We start from the raw sequence: 15,485 nt of genomic DNA, 5'->3' as shown, positions 1-15,485 counted from the left end.
TGAGTTACAGGGATGTAATTAGCTATGTGGATATGTGTTCGAATTTGATTCTTAGGATAGGAACATATCTACTACAAGCGCGGGGACCGTGAGCGGGCTGACGCTCTTGCCTGCCCGGATCGCAGCGGCAGCCATCGCCACATTGCTGCCGTGCAGGCGCCCACCGTGATGCCAACTGCCGCCGCCACGATCAGGTGCTCGGCGCGCCAGTCCTCCGGCGCATTGACCGCCTGATATGACAACCACATACTGGAGGCCCAGGCGACGCCGGTCACTGCAGTCCATATGGCCCCAACTTTGGCGGGCCACCGGGCGGCCCACCATTGCCCCAGGCCGAGTAGTAACCCTCCCAGACCCGCCATTAACGGCCACCCCACAGCGTCCGGAAGCATGTCTCCAAAAGCGTGCGCCACCAGCAAGGCCCCAGTGGTCCCAATGATCCACCGCCAGGCGCGTAATCCGGACCGCCTTAACAGCAGTGCCTGCAGACCACCAACCAAGACCCCGGTGGCAACGCCGTTCACCAGCGCTCCGGCGGGGTTGGGGTTGAAGGAGTCACCGTTATTGGGCGGCAGGGCACCGGGGAAATGGAACAGGACCCCGGACACCGCTACGCTCAGGGCCGTAGTGAGGAGCCATAGTAAAGGAAGGACCCATGGGGAGCGGGTTCCTGGTGTTTCTTTGCCCATGCAGCACCCTCTTATCCAGGACAGGCTGGCACACAGGCCCATCCCGACCCATCATTCTGCGGCTATGCAGTAATTATGGCGGCCGGCGAGCGAAGGGCAAGTGCCCAGGCTAATGCCCCCCAGCAGGGCACAACAAAAAGCAGGGCCGGTCAATGACCGGCCCTGCTTTCTTGCTTATCCGAAGACTAGATAGCCTGGATGTTTACTGCCTGGGGACCCTTGGGGCCCTGCTCGACGTCGAAGGAAACCTTCTGGTTCTCTTCGAGGGAGCGGTAGCCCGAGGAGTTGATCGCAGAGTAGTGAGCGAAAACGTCCTGGCTGCCATCTTCAGGAGAGATGAAGCCGAAGCCCTTTTCGGAGTTGAACCATTTCACGGTACCTGTAGCCATTTTTTCAGTCCTTACTGAAGGTGGAGATTCTCCCGACTTTCGGGTCTCCGGTGTGGGGTGTTCTCCACCGTTACTTCAGAAGGTCGCGATCCAGATGGATTACGGGGACTGCCTGAACTACCAAATGCCAAACACAACAACACCGTCAAGTTTACATAGATCTGAGCAGATAGCTAGTGCGACGTCAGATTAATCAATCCGATGGCCGGATTACCCCCCTTTAAGAGGGCCGTCACTGGTCATGGGGAGACTGAAGCTCCCGGTTTCCATGGCGTGTCCGCGTGCGAGAGCCAAACCATTGCAGGATTCAGGGAGCGAATGAGCTGCTGACCTTCGGTGCGGGGGTTATCAAGTTCGTCGAAAAAGACCGCTGTGTCACCGGCGATGACGGTAGGTGGTCCGTCTCCGTCAATGACCACGACCTGTGAGCCCCGAGTGTGTCCTGGTGTCTGAACGAGCCGAATTCCGGGAAGAAGTTCGAATTCGCTGTCGACAGTGACGTACTCCATCCCTGGTGGGTCGACCCATTCCGGGATGGTGTAATCGTCCTGGTTGCGGGCGTCGTCAAGTTCCTGACGCTGAACGTAGACGGGCTTGCCCGCGAAGAGGTGGTTACCACCGCAATGGTCAAAATGCAGGTGGGTGTTGACCACAATGTCGACGCTGTCGATGTCGAAGTCCTGCTCATTCAGTGGATAAATACGTGGCTCCATGTCGGCCACCGCCGGATGGAGCTGAGTCATGCCGGTGTCCACCAGCACGCGCCCTTCGGGGTGGTCGATGACGTGCACATACACCGGCATTGCCTCGCCTTCGGCAAGCAATTCGGCGACACGAATGGCAGTAACACGGATTGCAGCGGGAGGATTCAATTCTTCACCTCAGTCCCACATCAAGGCCGTGATGTGTCCCGGAGGCAACAGATCCTTCTGCCCAGCGCGCGCCGGGATCTGTGGCCATGCTCCAGACTCCCATCGGTCGGCGCGTCCGTCGAGGAGGCAAACCCATTTGTTTGATTTCCGGACTGATTCTCATGTTCTGCGTACAGTGGGCATGGAGGTACAACCCAGGAGGACGAGCAATGCAGATGCCCAAGCCGTCGGATGCCGACAAGGAACGTTTCCGTTCAGTGCTCCCCGACCATCCCGACGTCGTGGTCAAACCCATGTTCGGCAACCTCGGCGCTTTCGTGAACGGCAACATGTTCGCGGGCCTGTTCGGCCCTACCATCGGCGTCCGCCTTTCCGAGGCTGACAAGGCCGAGCTCGAGTCGGATCACGAAACTCAACCTTTCGGTCCCGAGGAACGCCCCATGGGCGGTTATGTCGGCCTACCGGAAGCGTGGAACGACGACGCCGCGCAGGCCGAGCCTTGGGTGGCCAAGGCCTTTGACCACGTGGCAGGGCTACCGCCGAAGGCACCCAAGGAAAAGCGGTCCAAAAACTAAGTCTTCCTCAGCTCAGCGAACCCTCGCCAAACCTGCCAATAAGTGCTGAGATCAAGCTATGCCCTCCATGAATGGACGAACAGCGCTCGTGACCGGGGCGACGGGCGGCCTGGGTAAGGCCATCGCCACTGCAGTTGCACGCGAAGGAGCGTCCGTCGTCGTGGTTGGACGTTCCGCAGCGCGGGCAGAAGATGCCATCCGCGATATCCGCGCCAAAGAACCGAACGCGGTTCTCGAACCGCTCGTCTGTGACCTCTCAAGCCAGGCCTCAATCCGTTCGGCAGTGGACGGGTTCCTGTTGCGCCACGACAAGCTGGACGTCCTGGTCAACGCGGCTGGAGTATTCCGCAAGGAGCGCCACGTGACCCCGGACGGGCTTGAACTCACGTTCGCCACCAACGTGATGGGCTACTTCCTGCTCACGAATCTTCTCTTGGACGCGCTCAAGCGCGGCGGTGGCGCGGACGGGGCGCGGACCTCGCGGATCGTTAACATCGCTTCCAAGTATTCGGGAGGCCCGTCCACCACCAAGATCGACTTCGACGATCTGCAAACCGCCAAGGGCAATTACAGTTACCTGCGAGCCACTCCCCCAACAATGCTCGGCCGGGTCCTGTTGACGCAGGAATTCGCGGAGCGCCTTCGCGGGTCCAACGTTGTGGTGAACGCCGTGCACCCGGGCCTCGTCAAGCACACGGCGCTATTGCAGGACGTTGGCGGACCCTTCCGCTGGATGACGAACACCTTCGGCGCGACCGCTGAGAAAGCTGCAGATACGCCCGTCTGGCTGGCCACCGCGCCGGAGACTGCCGCCGTGTCCGGGAAGCTCTGGGCGAAGCGCAAGGAACTGCCGACGCCGGGCATGGGCTCTGATCCGGCCGCGCGGAAGCGGCTGTGGGAAGAGTGCACCCGCCTGTCCAAGATCTTGTGACATTCCACCCCTGAAGAGCCCTCCCGTACTCGCATCTCCAGGCGTACAGTGCAGCCATGGAACCCATTCGAGTGGCCCTCCTTCCGGGCAGTGTCCTTCCTGCGGGGCCCGCCTATGGTGCGCTGCTCGAGGCCTTGGGCCCGGACGTCGACGCCGTGGCCAAGGACCTGGATCTTTATGAGGGCGACGAGCCGCCGTCGGGGTGGACACTCGACACGGAGGTCGAGGGCGTCCTGCGCGAGGCAGGCGCCAAACACTGGGACACGTTCCACCTCGTGGGCTACTCGGGCGGCGGAGCTGCGGCCCTCGCCTTCGCTGCCAAGTATCCCGAGCGGCTGCTAAGCCTTACTCTCTTGGAACCCGCCTGGGCCGGTGACTGGGGCTGGAGTCAGGCCCACTCCCGCTTCTGGGACGAGCTGGGCACGCTCGAACCGCTGCCTCCGCAGCAGTTCATGGCAGAGTTCATGAGGCTGTCGGTGAGGCCCGACGTCGTCCTTCCGCCTCCGCCAGCGGGTGACCCGCCGCCGTGGATGGCCAAGCGGCCTGCCGGAATCAGGGCATTCCTGAAGGATTTCCGGAGCTATCGTCTGGACCGCGGGCGGCTGGCTTCTTTTGAACGTCCCGTGCTGTACGTGCTGGGCGGCCTGAGCAACCCGGACCAGTACGGTGACATCGCCGATCGTCTGTCCACTGTTTTCCGGGACTACCGTGTTGAGGTGTTTGAGGAACGCCACCATTTCGATCCCCCGCACCGGATTGAACCCGGGAGGCTCGCGGGCATGTTGCGCGAGCATTGGCAAAGAGCCGAGGGCAGCAACAATGCCGACTAGACCAATAGACACTGTCATCATCGGCGCAGGCCAGGCGGGACTCGCGACGAGCTACTGGCTCACCCAGGCCGGCGTCGAGCACCGGATACTGGAGCGTCGGGATTCCCTGGGTGGCGCTTTCCAGGATCGCTGGGACGGGTTCTATATGAACACGCCGAACTTCAGCCTGGACCTGCCCGGCATGCCCTACACCGGCGACGAACCTGAGGCTTTCATTCCCCGCAACGCAGTGGTCAACCTCTTCAGGCGATACGCGGAGGTGATCGACGCCCCCGTCCACACGGGCGTGGACGTAACGCGGCTGGCCACTTCCCCCGACGGCGGATTCAGTATTGAGTCGTCGCTCGGGCACATGAAAGCCCGCAAGGTGGTGTTGGCAACCGGCGCGTACCAGGTCCCCAAGGTCCCGGCTGTGGCTGCCAGCCTCTCCAAGGACATCGTTCAACTACACACGCACGATTACCGCAATCCGAACCAGCTGCCCGACGGCGCTGTCCTCATCGTCGGGAGCGGTCAGTCCGGCGGTCAGATCGCCGAAGAACTGCACGACGCCGGCCGCGAAGTCCACATCGCCGTCTCCACCTGCCCCGAAGCACCCCGACGCTACCGCGGCCACGACCTCATCTACTGGATGCTCGAAACCGCCAAACACGGCCCCGACTACGGCATCAACGCCCTCACCCGTGAGGCACTCCCCTCCCCCGCCGCCCGCTTCGCCTGCAACCCACTGCTCTCCGGCACCGAAGGCGGCCACGACATCCACCTCCGCGACCTCGGCCGCCGGGGCATGCACCTGCACGGCCGCTTGGAAAGCATCGACGACGGCGACATCACCTTCAGTGACGACCTCCCCGAACGCCTCGCGACAGTCGAATCCAGCTTCCACCAACGAATGCGGAAAGCCATCGACGCCTACATCGCAGCCGCGGGCATCGACGCAGAAGAGCAGCGTCCAACACCAGAGGACGACTGGCTGCCGTCGGAACCAGCGCGGCTAAACCTCGCCCAGGCAAACATCACGTCAATCCTCTGGGCCACCGGATACAAACTCGATCTGTCCTTCATCGACATCCCGGTCCTGGACGAATGGGGCTACCCAAAGCACACGGCCGGCGTCACCGAACAGCCCGGCCTATACGCGGTGGGGCTTCCGTGGCTGACGCGACACTACTCCTCGATCCTCGGCGGCGTGGGGCTGGACGCGGAGTACGTGGCGGGCAAGGTTGCTGAGTGAACAATAGCTTGAGGACACACACCGCCGCGGAACAAAAGTAAGCGACGGGAACCTCATGTCTGTTCAGGCACCAGGGAGTCTTGGTATCCGAGCACTTTACCGACCTGAATCGGCCAGGGCAGCTAATGTTCCGGCCCTCGCCGGACGTCGGTCAAACGACGCTGGGCAGCGAGATCCTGATCGCTCGTTGAGACGCGCCGATTTTCATTCCAGTCATACATAGGGAACACGGTTGCGGTAATCCCTAGAATCCGCCCCCCATCATCGCGCATCTCATCGTGCGGGTCTTACGTACGTGATCCAAGCCAGCAACAGCACGGAACGTGTCGGCGGCTTCACTAGCACGATGATCGACCGGCTAACGGGCGATCATGAGGCGGCATCTGCTAGTCCGCGCCCATGTTCACGCAAAAGGGCCAGGTGATCATCTGAGATTGCGCGGATCGGCTGGTCTGGGTCCAGCGGACAGAAGAATTCGCCTGCTGAAGTTAGGGCGGCGAAAACACTTCCCGACATGTCCTCAGCCAGAAACAGATACGGAGGGTCCACGAATGGATAACCCTCGCTGCTTATCCAAGCCACTCTGCAGCCAGCGTCGATGACCGTCTGCAAGGTCGCGTGAACGGCTTCACTCCAGTCTGGCTTATGCGGAAACTCGGAGATTTTTACGTCCCACAGCCTCACTTCCCAAGATTTGCCGTAAAGGCGAGTCTCTGCCACTTCAGTTCCGGCAGGCCACATCTCGAGGGGGAAGGAGTTTCCAAGCCAGCGCTCGGGATCGACGAGCCCAAAGACGACAAATCCTCGCTTTTCTTCCTGTCCGTCTTCGACGTTCCAGAACACGGTCATCGTCGCACGTGCAGGGATTGTCACCGAGCCAAACCTGCTATTTCGAGTTGGTTCATTGGAGGTGTCATGAAGATGCCCATTCCTTGATCCTCGCGTTCTTTGGCTGTGGTTACGGCTGCTTGATGTCCCGGAACCTCATCGAAGGATCATGAAGACAGTTCGCCCAGTGTATTCAGACCGGTCGCTATGGAGAACAGATTTTTGTTGTGTCGTAAGGAAGCGGACAGCTGCTAGGCACCGTGAGGTTGGGCGCCCGCGCGTCCCGGATCTTTCGGTAGGAGCCGTGACTGTTATGGTCGGAGCATGAAACGCACGTTCGCGACAGGTGGGCTGTTTCTGTTGCTGACCCCACTGCTAGCTGGCTGTGTGGGCGACTACTCCGCGTCCGACGACTGCGACGGTCTTGCGAACGAGCTCTCTCCGGTCATCGAGAAGTCCATCGGGTCCGCACCATCCATAAACAGCACTTGGGGCGACGGTGGGATGATGCCGTGGTGCCGAATCGACTTCTCGACGAACAAAGAGTATGCGCCCGACGATGAGCGCCTCAGCGCGCTGAAAACCGAAGTCGAGGCCGGAATGGCGGACTGGTCAAGTGGCGTCGTCGTGACAATACATAGGGGCAACGACCGCAGTATTGAAGTTCTTTCGCCTGACGATAAGCGCTGACGCATCACGCGATGCAGTTAGAGCCTCCCGGGAGCTCTAGCCCTATTGTTTCCCACAATAAAAAGGGCTTCACATCGTCTTCGCCGCGATTCTAAGGCGCAAGCGGAGGCCCGCTCGGCCCCGAAAGCCCAAACGGAGGCCTTAAGTGTCCGGCGAAGGATCCTCAATAGGGCATGAAAGATCGCTACTGTGACGGCACCGGGTTCCATTCGCTCGCAGGGAGGACAACGACGACCTAGCTTGCTGGGACTTGGAGACTGGGGTGGTGGCCAGTGCACGACTTCGCCAGCCCGGGATGGGACTCCCAAAAGGGAGAGCCTTTCCCAATTTTGCGGCGTGGCTCCATTCGGCAATCGACGAAATGCTCGAATTCCGATGAAGAACGGGTTCTCGATTGTAGTAGTCTTCCCAGAATCCGGGGACGAGTTACCAGCTCAACGAATGACCTCACCATCTGCCATGACGAAAGCGAGACTTTGTGGGCCTCTTCAAAAAGAAACCCTCACGGCAAGAAGTGGCCGATGAGGATCTGACCTTCTTCACAGTCTCTGAAGCTCAAGAGTTTCGGACCATGGCGCGCGAAGTCTTCGCCGAGCTGGGTTACGAGGTGCATATTCACTCGGACCACGCCACTGATGCTGCTGGACGCGCCTATGGATTCTGGAATGTTGCCGCGTCGTGTCACAACGGAACGAAGTCTCAGTGGCGCGACATCATCCGCCTACATCTTCAGCGGGTTTTGGCGAGCTTCGAGGCGGCGGATCCATTTGACGAGTTCACACCGGACGAGGTGTCCCGCCGGACGTATGCACGTCTTTATGACGAAGCAAGCATTCCAAACCTCGACCACTACCCTCACAGCCAGTTCGCTCCAGGTGTTGTCGAAATGCTGGCACTCGACCTTCCGGACACAGTGGCTGTATTCAATCGGGATCATGCGACCATGTTCGGCGGCTGGGAGGCCCTCCGCGCACAGGGCATTGCCAACCTTCGTGCCCTCAACGACGAGCAGATCCATACTGTTCCAACGCAGGGCGACGGCTCGTTCACAGCGTTACTAGGCGATTCCGTGTACACGGCGGGGAAGGCCATTCTGCTGCCCGGGCTTGCTGCCGAACTCACCGGGCAATACCCAAGCAAGAACCTTGGTTGGCTGATGAGCGTTCCGAACCGCCATCAGCTGGTGTGGCACTTCATCGAAGGCGAAAGCGTAATTGCAGCGCTCGATGGCATGGTCCGGTTCACGGCCTTGGGATACAGCGATGCCCCTGGTCCGGTGAGCCCTCATGTCTATTGGTGGAACGGGACAGCCTACGAGCAATTGACACAGCTCGCTGAGGACGGCAACCTATCCATCCACGTCAGCCTGAATTCCAGGCCGCCATCGAAGCGGCGATGTCCGCAACGGACAGCCCGTGAATTCAGTACAAGATGATCCATCAAGATGCCCGGTAAGGGATCGGCTTGAGGGCGCTGTTGCAGCGGTCAGACCTCGTGGGAACGCCAATATGACAGCGCGCCGAATGCGACGCCTCCGAAAATTCCTGTGACAGCAGCCGTCGCCCAGCGATCTGCATGCAGTACCAGTGGAAGAGAACTGAAGAAGGCAAAGGTCGCGATAGATGAAGCTACCACTGCCACGGCACCTGCGAACATGGCACGCCTCGATCGAGATGACGATTCTGGCACTAAACGCTCTAAAACATCGACGACTCCAGCAACGAGAAGCCCGAGCGCTGCTGTGGCTAACGTGATGAAGAAGAAGGCGAACAGAGCCCATAGGAGCTCCCCCAGCTCGACTGGCTTTCCCCACCCCAGACTAAGGAAATAAACGGCTGATCCAGCCACCCCGAGGAGGACGCCCAGCAAAAGGAATCTGGGTTTCAATTCACCCCGGCGCCACCACCCAGGCCGTGAAGGTTTTCCAACCATCGTGGAGCGCTGCCTTCCGGAGATTCTTGGTAGTCAGTCCAACACGGTCGCGGCTAACTGGGAGCAATCCTATCGCGCTACCTTCGGCAGCAGGAACACCCGAATGACTGCCCGGTAAAGGATCGTTGATCGGACAATCTGGACCGGAAACAGAGGCCGTCTTCCGTGATCGTTGCATGCTGAACTGTGCGAACTGCACGCAATCTCAGAGAAGAGCCTCTCCCCACCAAGGCTCAGTGACCACGACGTTGTAGCCAGTTCCCAGGGCAACGCGAACCTGGCGCAGAAGGCGCACTCCCTCTACAACCCAGCCAGCGTCGCCTGGGCCCGAAAGTGGGACTTTGTCTTCTTCGAACTGAGAGTTCCAAGACATGAGCTGCTCGGAGAGCTCGCGAGAAAGCCCCAGAGATCGCAGATCCGCAGCTTTTCCTTGCTCCCACAGTGGGCCTGGGCCATAGTCCGGCCAAAATTCTAGTTGGATCACTGTCTGATTATCACCCGTCAGCCAATGCCTGCGGTGGCTCCCCGAACGCAACAACAAACCCACAAGCTGTCCCGGTGAGCGACCGGCTAACGGGCGCGGATTAGGTGGATACAAGCAGAAGATTGACGGCGGCAAGTTCGTCAGATGTGAACACGTCCTTGTTCTCGATCAAGAGGTCGGCAGGTGTCCGACCTCTCCGGTCTCGAGCGCTGCAATTGGCGCCGCCGTGACAGAGAGCTTCGATAGCTGAGACATTACCGCGGACGATCGCTTCGTGTAGCGGTGTGCCCCCTCCGTCGTCGGCGGCGTTCACATCCGAACCTGCCGCCAGAAGAACCTCGACCGCCAAACCACCTGCACCGACGGCATAGTGCAAGGCGGTACGTCCGGCATTGTCGCGCCTCGATACGTCAGCACCGGCCGACAGGAGAAGCTGTGTCACAACGAGCCTCGAAGGGTCATAGAAGGGCTCAAGCTCGTCGACTGATTCCATCAAGGGAGTCACATCGGCAGCGGTGTCAGATCCGTAATTGTCAACAGGGGCACCGGCGTCCAGTAATTCGCGGACAAGGGCGACGTTGTCGCTCCATACGGCGAACCCCAATGTGCGTGGGGTGCTCGGCTTCGAGGGCATGTTCTAAGCATCCACCAAGAGTCGCGACTCGCTCGGAGGTGCCCACCCAATTCCTGCAGCAGATTTTGTTCAGAGCACCGGAAACGTCCGGTAAGGGATCCTCTATCGGGCACCCTACTATCTGCGGTGGCCGACACGCTTTCCTGCAGCGAGGGGCAGGTGCCATGCTGAACGATAGTTTGAGCAACGACATCCGGGGGAACAATGCTTGAAGATACCGCTCGACCATCGCAGCCGCCACCACCGGCAGCCCATCGCCACGTCCAGCAGACGGACCTGCCTGCAGACCAAATCTACAAGCGGAAAGGCGTGCCCAAACGACGCTTTGCCGGCTGCGTTTTCGCGGTACTTCTCGGTGGCTGGATGCTCGTAGTTCCGATCACCCTCATCGATCGGCTCAAGGATGTTCCGGGACCAGGGACGGGATCGGTTACAGTCAGTGTCGTCGCCTGTGCCGTGGCAACTGCGGCTCTTGGAGGCTTTCGCTTCTTCAATGCCCTGGACGAACGCAGAGGCTTGTCCCTTGCGCTGGTGACTTCCTTGGCAGCGTCCGTTACCGCGGCCGTCATCTCTACGTCTATTCCCGGTTACGGGCTGCTGCTACTTATCCCTGCTCTGGTCGCGGGAGTGCCTGCCCTATTCATGCTTACCAGAGACATTCGAAGCGTCTCGAAACACTAGCCATGCAAGACAGCTAGCGGCCCCTCAGGGCGGGCTTTCCCTGGTGAGAAAGGATCCTCTGTCAGGACGGGACACCCGGCCCGTGCACGCCAGGGGGATCCTTTACGGGACGCGTCGGCGCCCGATGAGCCACCGGCTTACGGACGCCAAACTCAGCCGAAACAGGTGCCGTAGAATCGCGACGTGAACGAGAACCGGGCCTTGTCATTGCGAGAAGCAATTGAGTTGGAGCGCCCGGGAGCACTCTCCGCATCGCGCGAAGCGTTGCTTGACCGCTGGCACTCCCTTCCGCCGGACAAAGGAACCGCACTTAGGCTCGCATTCATCGAGTGGTGCTCTTGCAGTGAACCTGACTTTCTCACCGGGTTACCTGACTACGACACCTCTCTTTTCCCCGAGCTGGCTGCCTACCTCACATCGCCTTCCGAGATTGACACCACGGTTCGATTCGTCCTGGGTTGGATGTCGAAGACGTTCCCTTGGTGTTGCGGCTGCGGTCCGACGCCATGGGAGTCTGTTGGGAAAAAGCTGTGGTCAGAGTTCGAGACAAGCGGCGATTTGGACCTGTCGGAGTTCTCGGACGATAGCGAGTACGGCGTCTACTTCACCCATATCTACGCCTCACTCAGCAGAAGCGGTCGGCTGACACTGGTGACTAGGGCCCCGCTGAAGGTCCCTCGCCGGGCACCCCTCATTTCTCAGTCGAGCTGACTTACATGATTTGGGTCAAACAAAGCTGTGAAGGTACCTTTCCACGTCGGCCCAGATCTCAGCATCGGTCCTTGGCAGGATGTAGTTGCTGGTGAGCTCGTCCCAAAGGTTCCAAAGAACATACGCTTCGTCGGCTTCCCGGTCTGCATATTCGACTTCTTGAAGGTACGTAACGGCGTCTCGCAGGACCTGCCCTTTAGTTCGCTCGCCCGCTTTCCAAGTGGCTAGTTCGTATGCCCAGATGAGCGGCCATCGGTCTTCAAGCGGAATAGCTCGGATCTTCAGGTCCTTGAGGGTTGCAGTCCATAATTCGCGGATGTCGTCCGGATCCTCTTGGCCGGCAGCGGCAAGCATGCGAAGGTTCTCCGAATCCATGCCGTCTGCCAGCCACTGAGCAGCAATGTCAGGGGATTCTTCGACTGCTAACAGCCCGGAGGCTAACAGAGCCATGGCCTGGGTAGGGGTCGGCTGCAGCTTCATTTGATCAGCCTTACATACGTGCCGCACGATATCAGCGTTGTGATTTGGTCCCAAGGGAACGTTGCGCTTCTCTGTGACCGAGATGTCCGCTGGAGGATCCTTCACCGGACCACGGCAAGTCAGTTGAGCTGTGGACCCCCTGGCATCTATCAATGCCGACGCCAGAAGTGAAAGACTCCACACATGGCGAATGCTCGGGGTGGCGCGATGTCCAGTGAACAGGGAATCCATAAATACATCCTCGCTTTGCAGTGGCCAGCAACGTCTGAGGCCGACTATGGTGCGCTCATCTCGATGGAGGAGGCCCTGCTTCGGTCGGATCTCCTGGATGCATGCGGCGTCGTAGACGGGCACGACTTTGGCGCCGGCGAGATGAACATCTTCATCCACACCGACCGACCGCTAGAAGCCTTCCAGCACGCGATGACATCACTGAGTACTGACCGGCGATGGGCCAGCGTACGGGCGGCATATAGACCGATAAATGGAGAATGCTTTGTGATCGTTTGGCCGGAGGAGCTTCAAGTATTCTCAGTGTCGTGATGCCAGAGGTCCAGGGTGCCAAGTGAGTCCCGGACCAGTTCGAAGACTTGCAGCGTGAGGATGGATGCGTACCTGCTTTGGCGACCGCTTTCTCTCTCCCTCGGGCTGAAGAGATTGCGCCCGTTATCCGGTTGCTCTCCGGACGCTCCAAGCGCCCGTTAGGGGATCCCTATCGCGCTGGGTACCAGTTTGGAGTGTTGCGTGCTGTGCTTAGAGTTGTTCAATGGCTCAACGGGGGCAGCTATGCATTCAATTCGGGTCCTCGTGCCAGCGGTGTTGGCTGCTTTAGTGGCAGCCAATGGTTGCACTCCGAAACAATTGGATCCGGTCAGAGATACCGCCAGCCCACGGCTTCACCTTTCCTCCACATTGAATTGCGGAGATGCATGGGAAGGCAGTCCTCCACCCGCACCTGAAGCTCCGACAGCCGAAGGCGTTTCCTCCCTTGCTTGGGAGGGCAGCCCTACAAGCCATTCCTGGCCCATCCGAGACAAGGTGAACGGGTATTCCTACACGGACGGCGGAGGCACGAAATTCGGGGCCTGGAAGACCCCGATAACTGTGGCAGCGGGATCTGGGGAACGGACCATCACCATCGACGCTCCCGCAGATGCGTCACTCATTGTTTCTTCCGCAACAGAGTGGGAAACCAGCGAAGCGCTCCGACAAGAAGACCTCGACCTACCGAGCTCCTATACGGTCAGCGCATATCAGGACCGGCCCACGCAGTTCCCGGGCATGACCTTGATCCGAGGGCCAGCCTGTGTGGTTATCAGAGCGACCGAGACCGCAACCGGTAAATTCTCCACAGTTTCGGTGCCCATGTATGGGGGCACCTGCTCCTAACCACGTTAGGCGGCGGCGTACGGTAAAGGATCCCCGATCGCTACGCTGTCTACATGAACCGCATTGGACAAATCACAAACATGCTCGTTGGCGAGACGATGCTGTCCACTCATTCCTCCTCCTACCTTCCCCTGCCATGATGAGGATCGGTGATCTTCTGCTCCGGGATTACGAGCTTCGCCAGCACACCCCAATGCCCGAGATGGACCCGCTGACGGAGGCAGGCGCGCTCCAAGAAGCGCAACTCCTCGGCGTTAAGTTCGACGTTCTGTCTGGCGTGGCGGGATTGTTGTTTGAGCTTCGGGTGGCCCTCCAATTGCGGGAGACGAACACCGGAGTCCTCATCGCCCATGGTGTCCGTGAGATGACGTGGTCCGGGCCCAGCCGGGACACTCCTTTGACGGCCTGGACTGTTGCGGGCTGCGAGCCGCAATCGATTGACGGACTCTTCGCGTTGCAGCTTGGAATGTGGCCCGCTCCAGGTGCCCAGTTGTCGCTGAAGGCCGAGAGCGCAGCCTTTTTTACTGGGGATGTGCTGGGACTGACGGAGGCGCCGCCCAACTACGCAAATCATGACCGCGCCACCCTTGGCTCCGAGGTCGCCGACTGGGACTCATTCTTCGAGCCCATCAGCGCCGTCTTTTTCGACGGTGCATCGGCCGGTCGTGGTGGTCTTGGCAGCGAATGAGCCATTGTCCCGTTGAAGGATCGGTATACGGGCACGTCTCCAGTTGCTCTGGCTGAGTGATGACCCGAATGGAGGTCATTAACCGAATTCGATCTCGCTTATCCGCGTGCCTGGAGCGAGATCGATCGTGGCGAGACGAAGCTGGGCCATCAGAGACCAATAGACCTCGATATCGCTGAGCTCAAGGTTGTGGATGGAGTCTTCGCCGCCTAGAAAAAGAGGGACTTTGTAGCCTACACACTGATCGAAAGCCAAGTCGGTAGGGTTTTCGATCTTCCATTCATTGAAGAAGCCAACGCAGAGGCTGGGTTCCGGATCCCGTACTAGCTCGTCGTCGTGATAGGTCGAAAATTTCCTTGGAATCTCCAACGCTTCACCCGTTCCCGGTTCCAGAAGAAGGATCTCGGGATCAGCGTCACCGCTTCGCAGGTCAAGGACAAACTGACGGCCCAGCCAATCGAACGCGAAGGGAATCAGTGGAAAGCCGAACTCTGGGTGGGCCTCGGCTACCATAGCCGACGCTTTGCGAAATGATTCTGTTGAATGCACGCGATAGAGGCCGCCATTGAAGGTACAACCGCCGTAACGGCTGAATAAGTAGGCGACATTAATTCCGGCATTCTCGGGAGATCCAGGGATTCCATCCGTGACATCGAACCTCGTACCGAAGATCTCGAGCATGTGCACCATCATGCCTCACAAATTGAAGCGAGCGGCTCCCCCTGGCCAGCCACTCAGTTGTGTCTATGTACTTATGCCGAGCGCCTTATGGAGCTAGCGACTCATGAATCCTCGACGGCTAGCAGAAGCTTCCGGAACTCTTCAAGCGCCACCGTACTCTGGCGATCAACGTCAAACTCATCTTCAACTGTGACTGTGTCTGCTTCCGCGTCGAGCAGCACATTGAAGGCGTTGTACGTGAAGTATCGCCGCCCAGTTTGCAACTGTTCTATCGCCGTGAGGAGCTGAGCCCGGATATAGCCGTTCAACTCCCCAGAAAGGAACTCGTCAAGGGGTGGCCGTGGCATGTCAGCGATCACCAAGTCGTTTCCGTGTCAGAAGCACGCGTTGATTTAACCACAAGCGGTCGCGGAGAGTGCGCAGTCCGTCATCAAGAGCTGCCAAGTTCTCTCCGCGCAAGTAGTTCATTAGTGTCCGCAGAAGGATCCCTTACCGGACGCTTCTGAGGTTTGGTGCCTGGTCGTTCACTGAAGTGCCTGACCAACGGCTCGCCAGACCCGCCCCGAAGATCGATTGAAGCAGACAAAGCGGTTCGGTGAGCGTCGACACCACGACAACGACTTTGGAGGGGGCGCCGATCGTGGTTGGGAACCACTGTCTGGGACGACAGCCTGCTATCCCGACCTATGGGCATGATCACATTGGACCATGATCATCCGGGGAGCTGGAGCCGCGATGTACGGGAAAGTCCGGTGCACCAATGAAGT

The 15,485-nt window shown here is 59.4% G+C and carries 19 protein-coding genes; 10 read left to right on the top strand and 9 right to left on the bottom strand.

Annotated elements, in window-relative coordinates; translation table 11 throughout:
• Positions 1-71: 71 nt before the first annotated feature.
• The 3 genes from KSW38_RS10175 to KSW38_RS10165 all read right to left on the bottom strand — a co-directional run bounded on the left by KSW38_RS10175 (position 72) and on the right by KSW38_RS10165 (position 1,950).
• Complete coding sequence (locus KSW38_RS10175) at positions 72-689, bottom strand: hypothetical protein (RefSeq protein ID WP_216924811.1); 618 nt, start codon at positions 687-689, stop codon at positions 72-74.
• Positions 690-874: 185 nt separating this feature from the next.
• Positions 875-1,078 (bottom strand): transcription antiterminator/RNA stability regulator CspE, encoded by a 204-nt coding sequence (gene cspE, locus KSW38_RS10170; RefSeq protein WP_011773907.1) that lies wholly within the window; start codon positions 1,076-1,078, stop codon positions 875-877.
• A 239-nt stretch (positions 1,079-1,317) separates the two neighbouring features.
• Complete coding sequence (locus KSW38_RS10165) at positions 1,318-1,950, bottom strand: MBL fold metallo-hydrolase (RefSeq protein ID WP_254186322.1); 633 nt, start codon at positions 1,948-1,950, stop codon at positions 1,318-1,320.
• A 209-nt stretch (positions 1,951-2,159) separates the two neighbouring features.
• Between KSW38_RS10165 and KSW38_RS10160 the strand changes: the two genes are divergently transcribed.
• From KSW38_RS10160 to KSW38_RS10145, 4 genes are all read left to right on the top strand, one after another.
• Positions 2,160-2,525: a TfoX/Sxy family protein gene (locus tag KSW38_RS10160; protein WP_216924809.1), complete on the top strand. Its 366-nt coding sequence runs from the start codon at positions 2,160-2,162 to the stop codon at positions 2,523-2,525.
• A 67-nt stretch (positions 2,526-2,592) separates the two neighbouring features.
• Entirely contained in the window at positions 2,593-3,456 is an 864-nt protein-coding gene (locus KSW38_RS10155; protein ID WP_216924808.1) for an SDR family NAD(P)-dependent oxidoreductase, read from the top strand.
• A 56-nt stretch (positions 3,457-3,512) separates the two neighbouring features.
• Positions 3,513-4,286 (top strand): alpha/beta fold hydrolase, encoded by a 774-nt coding sequence (locus tag KSW38_RS10150; RefSeq protein WP_216924806.1) that lies wholly within the window; start codon positions 3,513-3,515, stop codon positions 4,284-4,286.
• Positions 4,276-5,520, top strand: coding sequence for a flavin-containing monooxygenase (locus tag KSW38_RS10145; RefSeq protein ID WP_216924805.1), 1,245 nt, complete (start codon positions 4,276-4,278; stop codon positions 5,518-5,520). The genes KSW38_RS10150 and KSW38_RS10145 overlap by 11 nt, the downstream gene beginning before the upstream one ends.
• 369 nt (positions 5,521-5,889) lie before the next feature.
• Here the strand turns inward: KSW38_RS10145 and KSW38_RS10140 are convergent, their stop codons facing one another.
• Entirely contained in the window at positions 5,890-6,393 is a 504-nt protein-coding gene (locus KSW38_RS10140; protein ID WP_216924803.1) for a hypothetical protein, read from the bottom strand.
• A 279-nt stretch (positions 6,394-6,672) separates the two neighbouring features.
• Here KSW38_RS10140 and KSW38_RS10135 point away from each other — a divergent pair, with 279 nt between their 5' ends.
• Both KSW38_RS10135 and KSW38_RS10130 read left to right on the top strand, forming a co-directional pair.
• Positions 6,673-7,038 carry a hypothetical protein gene (locus KSW38_RS10135; RefSeq protein WP_216924801.1) on the top strand — a complete coding sequence of 122 codons (366 nt, stop codon included), beginning with the start codon at positions 6,673-6,675 and terminating at the stop codon, positions 7,036-7,038.
• Between the two features lie 571 nt (positions 7,039-7,609).
• Complete coding sequence (locus KSW38_RS10130; protein WP_216924799.1) at positions 7,610-8,473, top strand: hypothetical protein; 864 nt, start codon at positions 7,610-7,612, stop codon at positions 8,471-8,473.
• 702 nt (positions 8,474-9,175) lie between these two features.
• Here the strand turns inward: KSW38_RS10130 and KSW38_RS23915 are convergent.
• Together KSW38_RS23915 and KSW38_RS10120 are read right to left on the bottom strand one after the other, a co-directional pair.
• Positions 9,176-9,454 (bottom strand): hypothetical protein, encoded by a 279-nt coding sequence (locus KSW38_RS23915; RefSeq protein WP_487345392.1) that lies wholly within the window; start codon positions 9,452-9,454, stop codon positions 9,176-9,178.
• 100 nt (positions 9,455-9,554) lie between these two features.
• A complete protein-coding gene (locus tag KSW38_RS10120) occupies positions 9,555-10,088 on the bottom strand; it encodes an ankyrin repeat domain-containing protein (RefSeq protein WP_216924796.1) in 534 nt (177 codons plus the stop codon).
• Positions 10,089-10,292: 204 nt separating this feature from the next.
• Here KSW38_RS10120 and KSW38_RS10115 point away from each other — a divergent pair, with 204 nt between their 5' ends.
• Both KSW38_RS10115 and KSW38_RS10110 read left to right on the top strand, forming a co-directional pair.
• Complete coding sequence (locus tag KSW38_RS10115) at positions 10,293-10,769, top strand: hypothetical protein (RefSeq protein WP_216924794.1); 477 nt, start codon at positions 10,293-10,295, stop codon at positions 10,767-10,769.
• Positions 10,770-10,952: 183 nt separating this feature from the next.
• The gene (locus tag KSW38_RS10110) at positions 10,953-11,480 is read left to right on the top strand and encodes a hypothetical protein (protein WP_216924793.1); all 528 of its coding nucleotides are present in this window, start codon (positions 10,953-10,955) and stop codon (positions 11,478-11,480) included.
• Between the two features lie 15 nt (positions 11,481-11,495).
• Here KSW38_RS10110 and KSW38_RS10105 read toward each other — a convergent pair whose 3' ends face one another.
• Positions 11,496-11,960, bottom strand: coding sequence for a hypothetical protein (locus tag KSW38_RS10105; protein WP_216924792.1), 465 nt, complete (start codon positions 11,958-11,960; stop codon positions 11,496-11,498).
• A gap of 207 nt (positions 11,961-12,167) precedes the next feature.
• Here KSW38_RS10105 and KSW38_RS10100 point away from each other — a divergent pair, with 207 nt between their 5' ends.
• Entirely contained in the window at positions 12,168-12,503 is a 336-nt protein-coding gene (locus tag KSW38_RS10100) for a hypothetical protein (protein WP_216924790.1), read from the top strand.
• A gap of 982 nt (positions 12,504-13,485) precedes the next feature.
• Positions 13,486-14,037: a hypothetical protein gene (locus tag KSW38_RS10095; protein ID WP_216924788.1), complete on the top strand. Its 552-nt coding sequence runs from the start codon at positions 13,486-13,488 to the stop codon at positions 14,035-14,037.
• A 78-nt stretch (positions 14,038-14,115) separates the two neighbouring features.
• On the opposite strand, the gene KSW38_RS10090 is transcribed toward KSW38_RS10095, so the two are convergent.
• Positions 14,116-14,718, bottom strand: coding sequence for a T6SS immunity protein Tdi1 domain-containing protein (locus KSW38_RS10090; RefSeq protein WP_216924786.1), 603 nt, complete (start codon positions 14,716-14,718; stop codon positions 14,116-14,118).
• 101 nt (positions 14,719-14,819) lie between these two features.
• Positions 14,820-15,080 carry a hypothetical protein gene (locus tag KSW38_RS10085; protein ID WP_216924785.1) on the bottom strand — a complete coding sequence of 87 codons (261 nt, stop codon included), beginning with the start codon at positions 15,078-15,080 and terminating at the stop codon, positions 14,820-14,822.
• Positions 15,081-15,485: the final 405 nt, after the last annotated feature.

The sequence above is a fragment of the Paenarthrobacter aromaticivorans genome, assembly GCF_019038615.1.
GTDB classification, from domain to species: domain Bacteria; phylum Actinomycetota; class Actinomycetes; order Actinomycetales; family Micrococcaceae; genus Arthrobacter; species Arthrobacter aromaticivorans.
This window is presented reverse-complemented; position numbering and strand designations above follow the sequence as displayed.